Source organism: Singulisphaera sp. GP187 (assembly GCF_900129635.1).
GTDB lineage: Bacteria > Planctomycetota > Planctomycetia > Isosphaerales > Isosphaeraceae > Singulisphaera.
In genome coordinates, this window is record NZ_FSRB01000002.1 from 617,124 (window position 1) to 630,675 (window position 13,552).

Genomic DNA, 13,552 nt, shown 5'->3' on the forward strand with positions numbered 1-13,552 from the left:
AAATCGGGCGATCCCGACGGATCGACCCACCGGCGAGCGGCCTCCGAATCCGTTTTTCGTTCGTTGGTTCGTGACGTCATCTCCGGTCGGATGGGGCATTGTAACGCCCTCACGAATGTCGCAAAGAGAAAAACTCTCAGACACGCCAATCCAGACCATCTTACCTGACGGTGTCAATGACTGCGAGGGGGGTTGCCACCAATGGTGGATTCTTTGGAACGTGATCGCCCATCCACGATGGAGGGTCAATGAGGCCGACTGCGCGCGGTTTCCACCGGATAGGCATGAGTCATTACTTCGGGTATCGTGGGTTTGTGACCGGCGAAATCGGAATCATTTTCTTAAAAGGAGCGATTTCGGCAACCGGCACGGCTTGTGAGGCAGGCCAGTTTGGCAGGCGCGGCGGGAATCTCGCCCGCGTGCCGCCGGTTTTGCCTCTTCGAGGGCGCCTCGCGTCCGCCTCGAATCGATTGTGTCGAAACTCCCTCGGCGTGACGGGTTATGCAGACCGGGCACGTCCGACCTGACGGAACTTTCTCTCGGGACGCGGCCCACCTCATGACCTCCACCCTTCGTCTTCCGGAACTCGGGTTCACCAAGTTCACGCTGGCCAATGGCCTCGATGTGATTGTCCGCCGTCAAGGGCCCCTGCCCCTGGTGGCGGCCAACCTCTGGTATCACGTCGGCTCCAAGAACGAGGAACGGCGTCAGCGCGGTTTTGCGCACCTGTTCGAACACCTGATGTTCGAGGGGTCGGAGCACTACCCCGGTGACTTCTTCAAACCGCTCCAGCGCCTGGGAGCAAGCATCAACGGCTCGACCTCGACCGACCGGACCAACTACTTCGTCGACCTCCCGGCCGCTCACCTCGAGCTTGCCCTGGCGATGGAGTCGGACCGGATGGGCTGCTTGATCCCCGCCTTGACCGACGAGAAGCTGCGGGTTCAGAAGGACGTCGTCAAGAACGAGTACCGGCAAAATTACGCCAACCGCCCCTACGGAATGGTCTGGCGGATCCTGGCCGAGGCTCTTTACCCCCCCGGGCATCCTTATAGCTGGATGACCATCGGCGTGATGGAAGAAGTGGAGGCCGCCACCCGCGAGGACGTCGAGGCCTTCTTCCACCGGTTCTACGTCCCGAGCAACGCCAGCCTCTGCCTCGTGGGCGACCTCGATGAAGACCGGGCCCTGGCTCTGGCCGACCGTTACTTCGGCTCACTCCCCGGCGGGACGAAGGCGCTGCGGCCCTGGACGCCCCCCGTGGAGCTGGCGCGGAGTGAGGAGATCCTGCTCTACGAACGCGTCGAGCTCGACCGGTATTACGAAGTCTGGCCGACCGTCGCCCATTTCGAGGGCGATGACGCCCCGCTCGTTCTCCTGGCGGATATCCTGTCGCGCGGCAAGTCGAGTCGTTTGTATCGCAAGCTGGTGGTGGAGACCGGTTTAGCCCAGGACGTGACCGCCTATCAGTCGAGCCGCGAGCTCGCCGGATCGTTTGGCGCCGTGGTTACGCTCCGCCCCGGCGAGTCGTGGGAGAAAGCGCGTGCCTTGTTCCACGCCGAGCTCGCCCACCTCGCCGAATATGGCCTCGAAGAGGGGGAGCTCGAGCGGGTCAAGAACGGGCGGCTGGCCGGCTACGTTTACGCGATGGACAATATCGGCGGCTTCGGCGGTGTGGCCGACCGGCTCAACGCCTACAACATCTACCGGAGCGACCCCGGGTGGATGGCCGCCGACCTGGAACGCTTCCAGGCCACCACGGCCGAGGCGATTGTGAGCGTCGCGCGGCGGCACCTGGTCGACCGCCCCACGGTCCGGCTCACGGTCCTCGGCAAGAAGGAGCCGACCACCGCCCCTCCCTTGGACCGTTCCGTCAAGCCGGTCAGCGCGGCGGCGGTCCCGTTCCGGGCTCCGTCCCCGGAAATGACGGTGCTCCGTTGCGGCCTGCCACTCTGGGTGATCCCCCGTCGCGACCTGCCGATCGTCGCCGCGACCATCGCCCTGGGGGGAGGCGCGGGGATGCACCCGCCCGACTCCGCCGGCCTGGCCGAGCTCACGACCGCGATGATGGACGAGGGGACCACCTCACGCTCCTCGATCGACCTGGCCCGCGCGGCCGAGGAGATGGGGACGAGCCTTTCGACCAGTTGCGGCTGGGACGGCGCCTATGTCGGGTTTCAGAGCCTGACCCCCCACTGGCTCACCAGCCTCGACCTGGCGGTGGACGTCTTGCGGAACCCGACCTTCCCCGAGTCGGAATGGACGCGCATTCACGGCCAGACCCTGGCCGGCCTCAAGGCCGAGCGCGACAGCGCCGAGGCCCGCGCCCACCGGGGCTTGCTCCGAGCGCTCTACCCACTCGACCACGCCTACCGGATGCCGATCGACGGTGACGAAGCCATCGTCGCCCGCCTGACCCGCGAGGATGTCCGCCGGTTCCACGAACAATTCCACGGCCCGAGCCGCGCTGCCTGCATCGTGGCCGGCGACGTCGATCCCGCCGAGGTCGCCCGGGCCCTGGACGAACGCCTGTCCGGCTGGTCGGGCCCCGAGGCTCCCCCCCCTGCCCTCGCATCCCCCGCGCGGGGCCAGCGGCCGCGGATCCTCCTGCTCGATAAGCCGGGGGCACCTCAGGCGGTCGTCCGGGTCGGCCACGTGGGCTTGCCCCGTCTCGATCCCGACTTCACCGACGTGCTCGTCCTGAACCAGATTCTCGGGGGCCAGTTCACGTCGCGGCTGAACGCTAAGCTCCGCGAGGAGAAGGGATTCACCTACGGCGTCCGCAGCCACTTCGACTGCCGACGCGGCGCGGGTCCCTTCTTCGTCGGCGCGAGCCTCCAGTCCGATCGGCTCGCCGAGGCGCTGACCGACCTCCGCGGCGAGATCGAGGCCCTGGTCGGCGATCGCCCGCCGACCGCATCGGAACTCGATGACGCCCGCCGCGCCTTGATCGAGGGCCAGGCCCGTCAGTTCGAGACCCCCGCGGCCCTGGTCTCGCGCTACGCGGGCCTGTTCATCCACGGGCTCCCCGCCGACCACCATGCCCACTTCGCCGAGCGTCTGGAAGCGGTGACCGTCGACTCCTTGGCCGCCACCGCCCGCCGCCAGATCCAACCGTCCGCGTTGGCGGCCGTCGTGGTCGCCGACGCCTCGGTCGTGCTCGGACCGCTTCGTGACCTCGGGTGGTGCGAGGTTGAGGTCGACGTCGATATAAGCTGATCCAGGGTTGGCATCGGAATTCCGCCTTCCGGTGAGTTCACCCTTGGCGTGAGCACTTGCAATGTTATGATCGTCCTTGGGATCCATGGATTCCAAGGACGATTTTTTTATGCGTTCATGCCTGGTTCTGTGGGCCTTTTCGCATTGTCCCGATTGGGCACGCCGTTGTGTGCCTTGCCTGGTCGAACCGGTTTGTCGACGTCAGCCGCTTCTCGATCAAGATCCCTCCTGGGCGACTGAGGGAATGGAGGACCTACCCTGATGGTCGAGTTCACGCCGTGGCGAGTCCGGGCCCACATGATTGTCCTTGTTTTTGTGGTGAGCATGCTCTGGGGGTTGCACTACGCGTTGACCTGGGAATCGGCGGGAATTCCGTATGCGCTGACGTTCCTCTCCGCGTTTGTCGTGACTCAGTGCTGCATTGCCGATTCCAAGGTGGTCCGCAAGCCGATCCTCCTCTCCTTTCAGTGGTTGATGCTTCTCTTTTGGACGGTTTCGGCCCCGGCCTATCTCGTCTGGACCAGGCGGCTGCGCGGAGTCGGTCTCGCGATCGGCTTCTTCGTGCTTTATGAAGTCTTCCTGAATTTGACTTTTTTTGTGGTGCGCTACCTGGTGGATGGTCCGGCCTTCTTCAGACGATGATCGGGCAAGCCTGATTCTCCATTCCGATCGTCAAGGCTTTCGAACTCGAAGGGACACCCGGAGTACAGAATCTCAGGGGCGTCCGCGACGTCAAGCGGAAGTTCGGCCGTTCCGACGAGTGTGGCGAGGTCCCTTCCCAATTCCTGCAGCATCGCCGATGAGTAGCCCGGCCAATGTTTCCGAATCCGTCCCTCCGGGGCGATGAGCACGACGTATGCGGAATTTTCGATGTTGTAGTCGCGGATGATTCGGTGGTCGGGATCGAGCAGGAGCGGATAACGGACACGGTGTTTGTCCGCCCACCGTCGTGCCGTTTTCGCATCGGAGTTAATCACGCCGAGGAACGTGGCACCGGGATAGGCGGCATGCACTTGGTTGAAAAGAGGTTGGGCCGCATCGCTGCACGGACACCCCTCCTTGACGAAAATGAGAACGACCGGTCCCTTCCGATCGAGGTTGCCGAGGATGTAGCGGCGACCGTCGAAATCGGTCGATTCGAAGGCGGGAGCCTGGCGCTCGACCATCGTACGGCTGACCTCCGTCATTATCGGTGTGACGGCGTGCTTTGTCGGTCCTTCGATAATGACCATGCGAGGGGCCTCGGCCGCTTCTGAGTCAGCGCGGATCCGGGTCCAGGCATAGAAGAGGACAAGTGAGGTGAGCATCAACGCTAATAGACCAGCGGTGAGACATTTAAGCATGACATCCTTGCTTTGTTCATGCCTCGGCCAGAAAATCTGAAGCACCGGCCGAGGCCCTGTTTGTGAGCGAGAGGCCATTCGAGCGGCGATGGAGGACGACCCAATCCGCGCACAGAAGCCTCGGTGAAGGGAACAAAGCCCTGAATGGGGGGATGCCAGGGCCGGACGTATGGAGATCGTCCGCCCTGGCTGGCGGGGTTAAAAACCGACATTCGGCCGCCCGACCCGGCACTGGCCGCCTGATCCGATAGGGTCGGGTTCGTCCCGCTGCTGGGAACGTTTCGTGGCTTGCGACGAAGATTCGTCCGTCATCAGGATCAAAAGGCGTCGGCCGAGACGACCTCGCCGCCGCTGCGGGTGCTTAAGCCTCGCCACGTGGCGAGGTTGATTGAGTCCTTGGCAAATTGCACGTGGCCGTCGCAGTAAAGGGCGTTCACGCCACCGGAATGGTTGCTGCGTGCTCCCTTCCAGGCGGGATTGTGGGGTGGGCTGGTCTGCCAGCAGTCGTAGAGCTTGGAATTCGGTGCGAGGTAGTGGTTGTAGAGGGTGGTGCGATAGTCGCCGTCGTACCAGCCGAATCCCTTGTCGAGCCTCCAGCCCGTTGGGTTGGCACAGGCTGAGTCGGAGAGGGGCGTCGAGCCAATGGCCGCGGCTCTGCGGACGTCGGGCGGCCTTGGTGTTGCCCCGCTCTGGGTCGAAGCGCCTCCGGCTGCCGAGCCGATGAGCTGTTCGGAGGCGGCGACGGTGCCACTTGAACCGTCGGTGATCGTGGCGATCGATTGCGCCGGGCCGAGGACGAACGCGCCGTTGGCGGGTACCGTCACGCCGGCATCGCCCGGGTTGGCGCTCAACGGTGAGCCGTCCCCGGTGCAGAACTGGTAGTTGCTCGGCCCCGAAGTCATTCCTCCGGCCATGGTGGTCGGTGGCAGTGCGGCGTCGCTGGGGCAGAGAAAGAAGGTGACCTTCGTCGTCATCACCGTCGTGTTCTCGTTGAACGGAGTCCAGGCGCCAACCCCGTAGATCCCCGTCGGGCCGGCCGCAAGTGGAAAATTCATGTTCAAGGCATTGTAGATGTTCGTTTGCTCGAGGTAAGGCGACAACTGGGCCAGGACCGACCAGCGATAGTGCAGGGCTGGGGCGGGCAGCCCCGCCGTATTCTGGGGATAAAGGAACCCGACGGGGAAACTGTTGTTGGAAGAATGATAATTGTGTATGGCGATGCCCAGCTGCTTCAAGTTGTTGGTGCACTGGGCACGCCTCGCAGCCTCGCGAGCGGCTTGGACGGCGGGCAGGAGCAGTGCGATCAGCACGGCGATGATGGCGATCACCACCAACAGCTCGATCAGAGTGAATCCATGACGACGACGCATAATCGAATCAACTCCCGGTGGGGGCGCTCGGTACGTGGACCGGCGTGAAGCCAACGACCATGAAAGCCGCGGAACACGAGAATCAGGATATGGACACGCAAAGACGTTGCCTTGGCTCCGGGCGCACCGGACGTGCGCGCACGGAGCTCTCGGGATCCATCGCCAGCGATGACCCGGTCTAAGGATCAGGCGATCGCAAGCGGTCTCGGCGGCTTATCGAGGCGGGAGGCCCGCCGGGCCGGGAGGAGGCACCGCGAGGAGGGAGCCGTCAGCGAGTTGATCGCTGCGGGCAAGGGTTGCCCGAACTCCGTGAGCGTGGCGGACTTGCAGAAGCGTGTGGAGACGCCGGAAGGAACGTTGGGCAGGCCCGAATCACCGCAGGGAGCGGCGTTGAGACAGGGACTCGCATTAGCCAGGGGCCCTGCGACCGTTGGCTCGGCAACGGGTGTGGTCGGGAGAGTGGCTTGGGGTTTTCGCGGTTTGCAGCAGCACGAGTGACCACGGCAGCGATCGCCGCATTTGCAACTGTGAGCGTCAGCTTCCGCCGCAACACGCTCCGTTGCCTTGAGCGAGGACGCCGTTGCCTCCTTGCCTCCCCACCCGAGACCGAATGCGAGCAAGGTCGCGGCCAGCAGCCACCGCGTCCTCTCGCCGGTCAGGGGGTCTCGGGGGCAGTGTCGCATGCAAACGGCCTTCCATGCGCAAAATGGGAGTGGCTGCGAAATCAAGGCCCTATCTTTGATTCCAAAACATGCGTTGTCAAGCTGTTGAATTCAACCTTCGCCATAAGTCGGGTGAGCTGGGCCGACCCGACGAAACAGGCTCCTCAGCAAAATCTGTGGGTGTGGTTCGGCTCAGGGCATAGTGTCCGGGCCCGGATGTTTCTGTTGCCGAAGAGAATGGGATGAACCACGGAGACACGGAGGCACAGAGGAGAGGGAAGAGTTATGAATGTTCAAGATTTGGCGGGTTGGGTGATCGGGTCGGCAATCGAGGTTCATCGAGTGCTCGGGCCGGGATTGCTGGAGTCGGCGTACGAGAATATTTGTGTTATAAATTGCGGCAAAACAACATCTTGTTTCAGAGGTAGCAGAAGCTCCCTGTCCATGGCAAGGACGTTCATCTTGATTGTTGTTGCAACATGGATATCGTCATCCCGGAACGCCTCGTCATCGAGCTGAAAACCGTCGAAAGACTGGTCACGATCGATCCACGAGGCTCAACTCTTGACGTACCTGAAATTCAGCGAGATCCGCTTCAGCCTCCTCCTGAACTTCAACGTCCCCGTCTCGAAGGAAGGAATCAAACGAAAGATCCTCTAACTCAACTCTTTCCCCTCTCTCTTCTTCCCTGTGTCTCCGTGTCTCATCCTCCCATGCCCTCCACCCACTGATTCCGCGGAAGAGCCAAAAGAGGAGGCCCAATCCTCTGTGCGAACTTTTCTAACGCGGCGAACGTAGCAAGCAACAGATGCAGCCAGTGAAATGCCGATGAACAGGTAACGACGGGTGAAAGGCTCTTGCTGGATTATGCCTCAATTCACCTTGCCTTGAGTCGTCGGCCTGCATAAACTGCAAGAGTACCGGATGACCTCTGTCGGTTCGTAGCCGACACCCAGTGGAAACGATTCGCATGTCCACGACGCTCCGCCATCTTCGTCACTCGCTGATTGTCCTCGCGACAATCGTGGGAGCGTCGCTGGCTGCGAGCGAGACCTCGGCCTGCACGACGATGGCGCGAGGTGATCGGGCCTGTGTCACGGTTTGTGGGTGCTGCACAACCAAGACGAACGACGTCCCAGCGAATGGGGTGAACGTTGCGGTTGAGTTGGTAAGCCCAACGGTGGTGATTCCGCAGGTTCCGGCGGGGTGTGCGACCTCATCACCCGGCGGGGCTTGCTCCTGCCGGTCGCAGGAGCCGGTGGCTCCCACGCCTAAACCCTCGCGAACGACCGCGGAGGGGCGCACCGAGTTGAGCCCAGGCTCGGCTTGCGTGCCTTTTGGCGACGATTCGGCCACACGAATCCAGCTCGCCTTGCAGGTCCCGGCGGTTCAAAACCCGCCGAAGACCCCACTCTATCTCCGCAACGAACGCCTCCTGTTTTAACGCCTCCCCTGTGACGTAGCCCTTTTGGCTTCGCTGGCGAGAGAGCGTTTGCGCCGCCCCCTGTCCGTCCTGGACAAGCCGGGTCCGCGATGCTCTGCCGTCACCGAACCTTGAGCTTCGACACCGGGGATGAGGACGACGGCCTGCCCATTGGGTTGGTTGCGGTGGGACGTCCTCCCCCTCCCTGGAAACGGGGTGCGGGAGCGGTCCGCGCTGTGCGGACCGCGATTCAAAGGCGAAGAAACCGAGGAGACGAGATATGAATCGGCGTGGAATGATCGGGATGGCGACGGCTCTGGTCCTGGCACTGTTCACCGGAGCATCGGCCAGTTTCGCGGAGACCAAGGCCAAGTCGGCCTGTGTTTGCTGTGGAAATGCTTGCGCCTGTGAGCTCTGCACTTGTGATATCGATGCCAAAGCGGGCCAGGCGTGTGACTGCTGCGAAGGTGCCGCTTGCTGCTCGGCCGAGTCCGCGACAGCGGCCAAGGCGAACGAGTCGGCCAAGGTCAAGTCGGCCTGTGCTGATTGCTGTGGCGCTGCTTGCGTCTGCGATGCCTGCACCTGTGATGCCAAGGCCAAGGCGGGCCAGGCGTGCGACTGCTGCGAGGGTGCCGCTTGCTGCGTGGCAACGCATGAGGCGACGGCCAAGGTGAAGGTCGAGAAGGCCGGCAAGGCCTGCTGCTCGATCAAGGGCAAGAACGTGCCGACTGCGACCACCCGCTAACCTCCGGCGCGGCCGCCCCCCGGTACCAGCGGAAGGCGGCCGCGGTCTTGCCCGAAGGAAAGACTGCACTCGAGAGCGGCCTCGCACCTTGGCGAGGCCGCTCCCTGATCACATTCTACCGCGTTGAGGCGTGTTACCGTCATGAACCGTCGAGAAAAAAAGTCTCATGTGAACGTCGGTCGAAAAACGTAGCGCACGCCGGTCTCCGGTGTTCGGTCGAAAAACGTAGCGCTCATGGATTCACTCGTGGCGTCTGGTACACCAAAGCGAACCTGGTTTCGCCTCGATACCCCACGCGTCGCGAGGTCTATGGGTGTTCACGCACATGCACAACTGGGCCGAGATCCGCCGCCGCGTCCTCGTGGACGGGCAGAGCAAACGTTCCATCTGCCGCGAGTTCGACATCCACTGGGATACGCTCCAAAAGATCCTCCTCCATAACGAGCCTCCGGGCTATCGCCAGGCCCGGCCCCGCGCCCGGCCCAAGCTCGAGCCGTTCTTGCCGATCATCCACCAAATCCTCCAGGACGACCGTAAGGCCCCGAGGAAGCAGCGGCACACCGCTCGTCGCATCTTCCAACGCCTTCGCGATGAACATGGCTACCGGGGCGGCTTGACCATGGTTCAAGGCGTCGTCCAAACCTGGCGGGAGGGGCAAGCTGAAGCCTTCCTCCCGCTCGTGCACCGGCCCGGCGACGCTCAAGCGGACTTCGGACGCGCCGTCATCAACATCGCCGGCCAATCCTGGACCGCCGCGCTGTTCGTCATGACGCTCACTCATTCCGATGCGATCTTCTGCGCCGTCTTCCCGCGAGAATGTACGCTCACCTTCCAGGAGGGACATCGCCTTGCCTTCGCCTGCTTTGGCGGCGTACCCCGACGGATCACCTACGACAATACCCGGATTGCCGTGGCTCGGATCATCGGCCAGCGAGGGGAGGGCGGGACAGCCGAGTTTCTCAGAATGAAGAGTCATTACTTGTTTGAATCACACTTCTGTCGCGTCCGCTCCCCCAACGAGAAAGGACATGTTGAGTCGCTTCTCGGTTACGCACGTCGTAACTTCCTCGTGCCGGTCCCCGATGCCGTTTCCTTCGACGCCCTCAATGCACGCCTGGAGCAGGGCTGCCGGAGCGACCTGGGCCGCACGACGCGGGGCCAGACCCTAACCAACGCCCAGCTCCTGGAGCGGGAGCGGGCCGAGCTGCTGGCCCTACCCGAGGAGCCGTTGAGCATCCGCCAGGTGGAGACGGTGCGGGCCAATTCGTTGTCGCTGGTGCGATTCGATCGGAACGACTACTCGGTCCCGACTCGATACGCACATCGACGCCTGACCGTCGTGGCGGACGTGGAACGGGTACGGGTGGAGACGACCGAAACGATCGTCGCCGACCATCCTCGATCCTGGGATCGCTGTCGGACGATCTTCGATCCGGTGCATTACCTCGGCCTGCTGGAGCGGAAGCCCGGGGCGTTGGACTTCGCCCTGCCCCTGGCGGGCTGGGAGTTGCCGAGGTGCTTCGCCACACTCCGTGGACGCCTGGCCGAGGACCAGGGGTCGCGAGGCCAGGTCGAGTATATCCGCGTCCTGCGACTCCTGGAACGAGCCACGCTCGAGGAGTTGACCGCGGCGGTTGAGCAGGCCTTGAGCCTGGAGGTGTCGGCGGTCGACGGGGTGCGGTTGATCCTCGAGCACCGGCGGGATCGGCCGACGGCGAGGTTGGATCTGGAGAGCCGCCCCCACTTGCAACGCGTGAGCGTCCCGGCGCCGGACCTGAGCGGCTACCGTTCGTTGTGCGGGGAGGTGCCGTCATGAGCAAGCCAAACTCGGTTCCGGGGGACTTGGTACGTTTGAAGCCGATGCTGAGGTCATTGAAACTGCCGACGATCTGGGCGGAGTGCGAGAAGGTCGCCCGGCAGTGCGCGAGTGAACGAGTGGACCATCTGGGTTACCTGTCGCGGGTGTGCGAACTGGAGATGATCGAGCGGGAGCGGAAGGCGGCGGCGCGGCGACTGAAGGGCGCACGGTTCCCCGCGGTGAAGACGCTGGGTGAATTCGCGTTCGCGGCGCAGGCGGTGATCCCCGAGATTCTGTTGCACGATCTTTCGAGATGCCATTACATTGACAAGCGAGAGAATGTATTGTTTGTCGGCGCGTCGGGTACGGGGAAGACGCACCTCGCGACCTCGCTGGCGGTGGAGGCATGCCAGCGAGGTAAGCGGGTGCGTTTTGTGCGGGTGACCGAACTGATCACGAGCCTGCTGGAGGCCCGGGATCAACACCAACTGGCGAGGCTGAAAGGCCAGTTGAGCAAGCTGGACCTGCTCGTGCTCGACGAGTTGGGTTACGTGCCCGCGAGCAAGGTGGGAGCGGAGTTGCTCTTTGATGTAATCAGCACATCATATGAGAGAACCAGTCTGATCGTGACGACGAACCTGCCGTTCGAGCGTTGGACGGAGGTTCTCTTGGACGCGAGCTTGACGGCGGCTGCGTTGGATCGCCTGACGCACCGCTGCCACATCGTGGAGACGGGTAGTGAGAGTTATCGCCTCAAGGAAGCGAAGCGTCGTCACGCGGCTCCGGATGGTTTGAATCGCGCCAGGAGGGCATCGAGCACGGACCTTGTGAACGAAAGTCGAGTGGCTGAGCGATCGTCCCCTGTGGACGACCCGAGCTCAAACAGGTAACGTCTGTTTACCGGGCGCTACGTTTTTCAACCGGCGTGCGCTACGTTTTTCGACCGACGTTCACAGTCTCACGACCCTTGGAGCGACGGCCACCGGACTCGCTGCTTCTGAGCCTGTTCCTAACCTGATGACTTCATGTAACGATCGCCAGATTGCTTGGTCCTGGCTTGGCGCTTCGGGCCGGAGAGATATCTTCGCACGACGTGTCCCTTCCACATCCAGAATCCGGACAGGATCACAATCGGGACGAAAACATATCGTGTCGCCAATGCCGCACTGGGGATCTCCGCCACCGGACCGTAGATCAACCCGAGGATGGGGATACTCAGAATCAGGTGGAGCCAGCGAAAGATCTGCCGTTCGGTTTTTGCGGTCATCCGAGGGATCTCCCGCTCCGCATCTCCCGTGGCCTGACCCCTCGCCACATGCCAACTTTGCCTCGTCTCATCTCTGAAGCCCTCTTCGCGCGAATGAGTCTCGACAGGTCCATATTGTAACCCTCGATCGGATTGGAAGGGGCCGTTGCGACGGTCAGGCACGTCCGCTTTCGCCTGGCCGTGACCGCGGGAGCTTAAAGCCCGCGGCGATGAGCCAGAAGAAGCCAGGGAAACGAGTCAGCGGGATGAGAAACAACGCCTGGGGGATGATGAGGCTCAAGCTGCTCAATTCACCGATGACGCCCACGATTAGGCCGAGCATGACCAGCCATCGCGGCAGGAGACGCAGGAACGCCGCGGGGATGCTGATACCCGCGATCAGCAGGCCGAGCGGCACGCTGTAACCCACCCCTCCTGTCGCCACCAGCAGGAAGTAGAGCGCGCGAGCCAGAGAGGCGCTATCCGCAATGCCCGGCTGTCCGATGGTCCATTGAACCAGGGCCGAAAGCGCGACGAAGAACGACGCAGACAGCCCGCCGAAGAGAGCGATCGTGGCCCCCGCGGCCTCGTCACCGTGATATCGGAGGCGGCTCACCATCGTGGCCGTGAAAATACCGAGGGGAATGGACGAGCCGAACTGGAGGAACGCACAGAGACGTACTTTGGCGGATTCGCTTTGAAAATAGGTCACAATCTCGCCAGCCGGCTGGAGCGGCGACGGGAAATGAGGCTCGCTGACGAGCCCGGTGACCGGAATGAGGCTGGCCAAGAATAGGGCTGTGAAGACGAGAGCCACCGCACCCGGGTTGGGACCCCGATGTCGTTCATTGGCTTCGGTCCGGTGGAGAGGGGATTCTCTTGTCATGGCGTTGTCCGATACTCTTGAGGCCGAGAAACCGCCCGTCACAACCGGGTCGGGAACGGTTCCGATCGCGACCGCTGTCGCGCCGGAACCGGGGTAATGTTATTGTAGTGAATCGTTACAGTCAATAACGATCATTCGGAGGAAACCATGAGCCGGTCCCGTGTCACGAAGCCATCCTTGGAGCCGGCAACTGGGCTGGTCTTTCTCCTGACTCAGGTGGGCGCCCACGCCGCCGCCCGGTTTGCGGAGCGTCTCGCGCCCCTGAAACTCGCGCCGCCGCACGCTGGCATCCTCTGGGGTATCAAGCAGGCCGACGGCCTCAGCCAGCAGGCCCTCGGCGAAAAACTCGGGATGTACCCCAGCCGGCTCGTGCTGATCCTCGATGAACTCGAACAGCGCGGGTTCGTCGAACGCCGAGACCGGGAGACGGACCGACGGTCCTACGCGCTGCACTTGACCGAGGCGGGGGCCGAAATCCTGGAGCAGATCGGACGCATCACTCGCGAGAATCAGGAGGGGATCTGCGCGGCTCTCGACGAGGCGGAACGAGTCCAACTTAAGGATTTGCTCTCGCGGATCGCGGCTGAGCAGCAGCTTACGCTCGGCGTCCATCCCGGCTATCGCAAGCTCGGCGGCGCGCAGCCTAAGTAGCGGGCCAAGTCAGCGGCATGAAATTTGTTGGATGGATCGAGAAATGGGTGGGTGCGAGATGTGCGAAATGCGTTATTTTGAGTGATCTTGGTGGCATGTCCGGCAAGTCGTGGAGGATCTTGGCCGGGCCGGCCGGGCGACTCTAAACTCCACCTTCGACGTTGACGAACTTGTCGGATGCACCGCTTCGCCGCGAATGTCAGAAGTTC

General features: G+C 62.8%; 11 protein-coding genes and 1 pseudogene. 8 read left to right on the forward strand and 4 right to left on the reverse strand.

What is annotated here, in order from left to right:
• Nucleotides 1-558 precede the first annotated feature (558 nt).
• A complete protein-coding gene (locus tag BUS42_RS26915) occupies nt 559-3,219 on the forward strand; it encodes a M16 family metallopeptidase (RefSeq protein ID WP_074312175.1) in 2,661 nt (886 codons plus the stop codon).
• 261 nt (nt 3,220-3,480) lie between these two features.
• Entirely contained in the window at nt 3,481-3,861 is a 381-nt protein-coding gene (locus tag BUS42_RS26920; protein WP_074312177.1) for a hypothetical protein, read from the forward strand.
• Here BUS42_RS26920 and BUS42_RS26925 read toward each other — a convergent pair.
• The gene (locus tag BUS42_RS26925; protein WP_159452303.1) at nt 3,825-4,562 is read right to left on the reverse strand and encodes a peroxiredoxin family protein; all 738 of its coding nucleotides are present in this window, start codon (nt 4,560-4,562) and stop codon (nt 3,825-3,827) included. The genes BUS42_RS26920 and BUS42_RS26925 overlap by 37 nt on opposite strands.
• A 317-nt stretch (nt 4,563-4,879) precedes the next feature.
• Nucleotides 4,880-5,932 carry a DUF1559 family PulG-like putative transporter gene (locus BUS42_RS26930; RefSeq protein WP_074312181.1) on the reverse strand — a complete coding sequence of 351 codons (1,053 nt, stop codon included), beginning with the start codon at nt 5,930-5,932 and terminating at the stop codon, nt 4,880-4,882.
• 947 nt (nt 5,933-6,879) lie between these two features.
• Between BUS42_RS26930 and BUS42_RS45420 the strand changes: the two are divergent.
• The 5 genes and pseudogenes from BUS42_RS45420 to istB all read left to right on the forward strand — a co-directional run bounded on the left by BUS42_RS45420 (nt 6,880) and on the right by istB (nt 11,450).
• Nucleotides 6,880-7,254: pseudogene (locus BUS42_RS45420) on the forward strand (GxxExxY protein).
• A gap of 310 nt (nt 7,255-7,564) precedes the next feature.
• Nucleotides 7,565-8,038 (forward strand): hypothetical protein, encoded by a 474-nt coding sequence (locus BUS42_RS26945; protein WP_074312185.1) that lies wholly within the window; start codon nt 7,565-7,567, stop codon nt 8,036-8,038.
• Between the two features lie 259 nt (nt 8,039-8,297).
• Entirely contained in the window at nt 8,298-8,762 is a 465-nt protein-coding gene (locus tag BUS42_RS26950) for a hypothetical protein (RefSeq protein WP_074312187.1), read from the forward strand.
• 313 nt (nt 8,763-9,075) lie between these two features.
• On the forward strand, nt 9,076-10,578 hold the full coding sequence (istA, locus tag BUS42_RS46165; RefSeq protein WP_074312189.1) for an IS21 family transposase: 1,503 nt from the start codon (nt 9,076-9,078) through the stop codon (nt 10,576-10,578).
• On the forward strand, nt 10,575-11,450 hold the full coding sequence (istB, locus tag BUS42_RS26960; protein WP_074312191.1) for an IS21-like element helper ATPase IstB: 876 nt from the start codon (nt 10,575-10,577) through the stop codon (nt 11,448-11,450). Before istA ends, istB begins: the two co-directional genes overlap by 4 nt.
• Before the next feature lie 119 nt (nt 11,451-11,569).
• Here istB and BUS42_RS26965 read toward each other — a convergent pair whose 3' ends face one another.
• Together BUS42_RS26965 and BUS42_RS26970 are read right to left on the reverse strand one after the other, a co-directional pair.
• A complete protein-coding gene (locus BUS42_RS26965; RefSeq protein ID WP_074312193.1) occupies nt 11,570-11,827 on the reverse strand; it encodes a hypothetical protein in 258 nt (85 codons plus the stop codon).
• Between the two features lie 154 nt (nt 11,828-11,981).
• Entirely contained in the window at nt 11,982-12,692 is a 711-nt protein-coding gene (locus BUS42_RS26970) for a hypothetical protein (protein WP_074312195.1), read from the reverse strand.
• 147 nt (nt 12,693-12,839) lie between these two features.
• Here BUS42_RS26970 and BUS42_RS26975 point away from each other — a divergent pair, with 147 nt between their 5' ends.
• Nucleotides 12,840-13,343, forward strand: a complete 504-nt coding sequence (locus BUS42_RS26975; protein WP_074312197.1) for a MarR family winged helix-turn-helix transcriptional regulator — start codon at nt 12,840-12,842, stop codon at nt 13,341-13,343.
• Nucleotides 13,344-13,552 lie beyond the last annotated feature (209 nt).

Bases quoted from the DNA above. Each gene is read 5' to 3' on its own strand.
- BUS42_RS26970 (WP_074312195.1), bottom strand. From the start codon at position 12,692: ATGACAAGAGAATCCCCTCTCCACCGGACCGAAGCCAATGAACGACAT.
- BUS42_RS26975 (WP_074312197.1), top strand. From the start codon at position 12,840: ATGAGCCGGTCCCGTGTCACGAAGCCATCCTTGGAGCCGGCAACTGGG.
- BUS42_RS26925 (WP_159452303.1), bottom strand. From the start codon at position 4,562: ATGCTTAAATGTCTCACCGCTGGTCTATTAGCGTTGATGCTCACCTCA.
- BUS42_RS26950 (WP_074312187.1), top strand. From the start codon at position 8,298: ATGAATCGGCGTGGAATGATCGGGATGGCGACGGCTCTGGTCCTGGCA.
- BUS42_RS26930 (WP_074312181.1), bottom strand. From the start codon at position 5,932: ATGCGTCGTCGTCATGGATTCACTCTGATCGAGCTGTTGGTGGTGATC.
- BUS42_RS26945 (WP_074312185.1), top strand. From the start codon at position 7,565: ATGTCCACGACGCTCCGCCATCTTCGTCACTCGCTGATTGTCCTCGCG.
- istB (WP_074312191.1), top strand. From the start codon at position 10,575: ATGAGCAAGCCAAACTCGGTTCCGGGGGACTTGGTACGTTTGAAGCCG.
- BUS42_RS26915 (WP_074312175.1), top strand. From the start codon at position 559: ATGACCTCCACCCTTCGTCTTCCGGAACTCGGGTTCACCAAGTTCACG.
- BUS42_RS26920 (WP_074312177.1), top strand. From the start codon at position 3,481: ATGGTCGAGTTCACGCCGTGGCGAGTCCGGGCCCACATGATTGTCCTT.
- BUS42_RS26965 (WP_074312193.1), bottom strand. From the start codon at position 11,827: ATGACCGCAAAAACCGAACGGCAGATCTTTCGCTGGCTCCACCTGATT.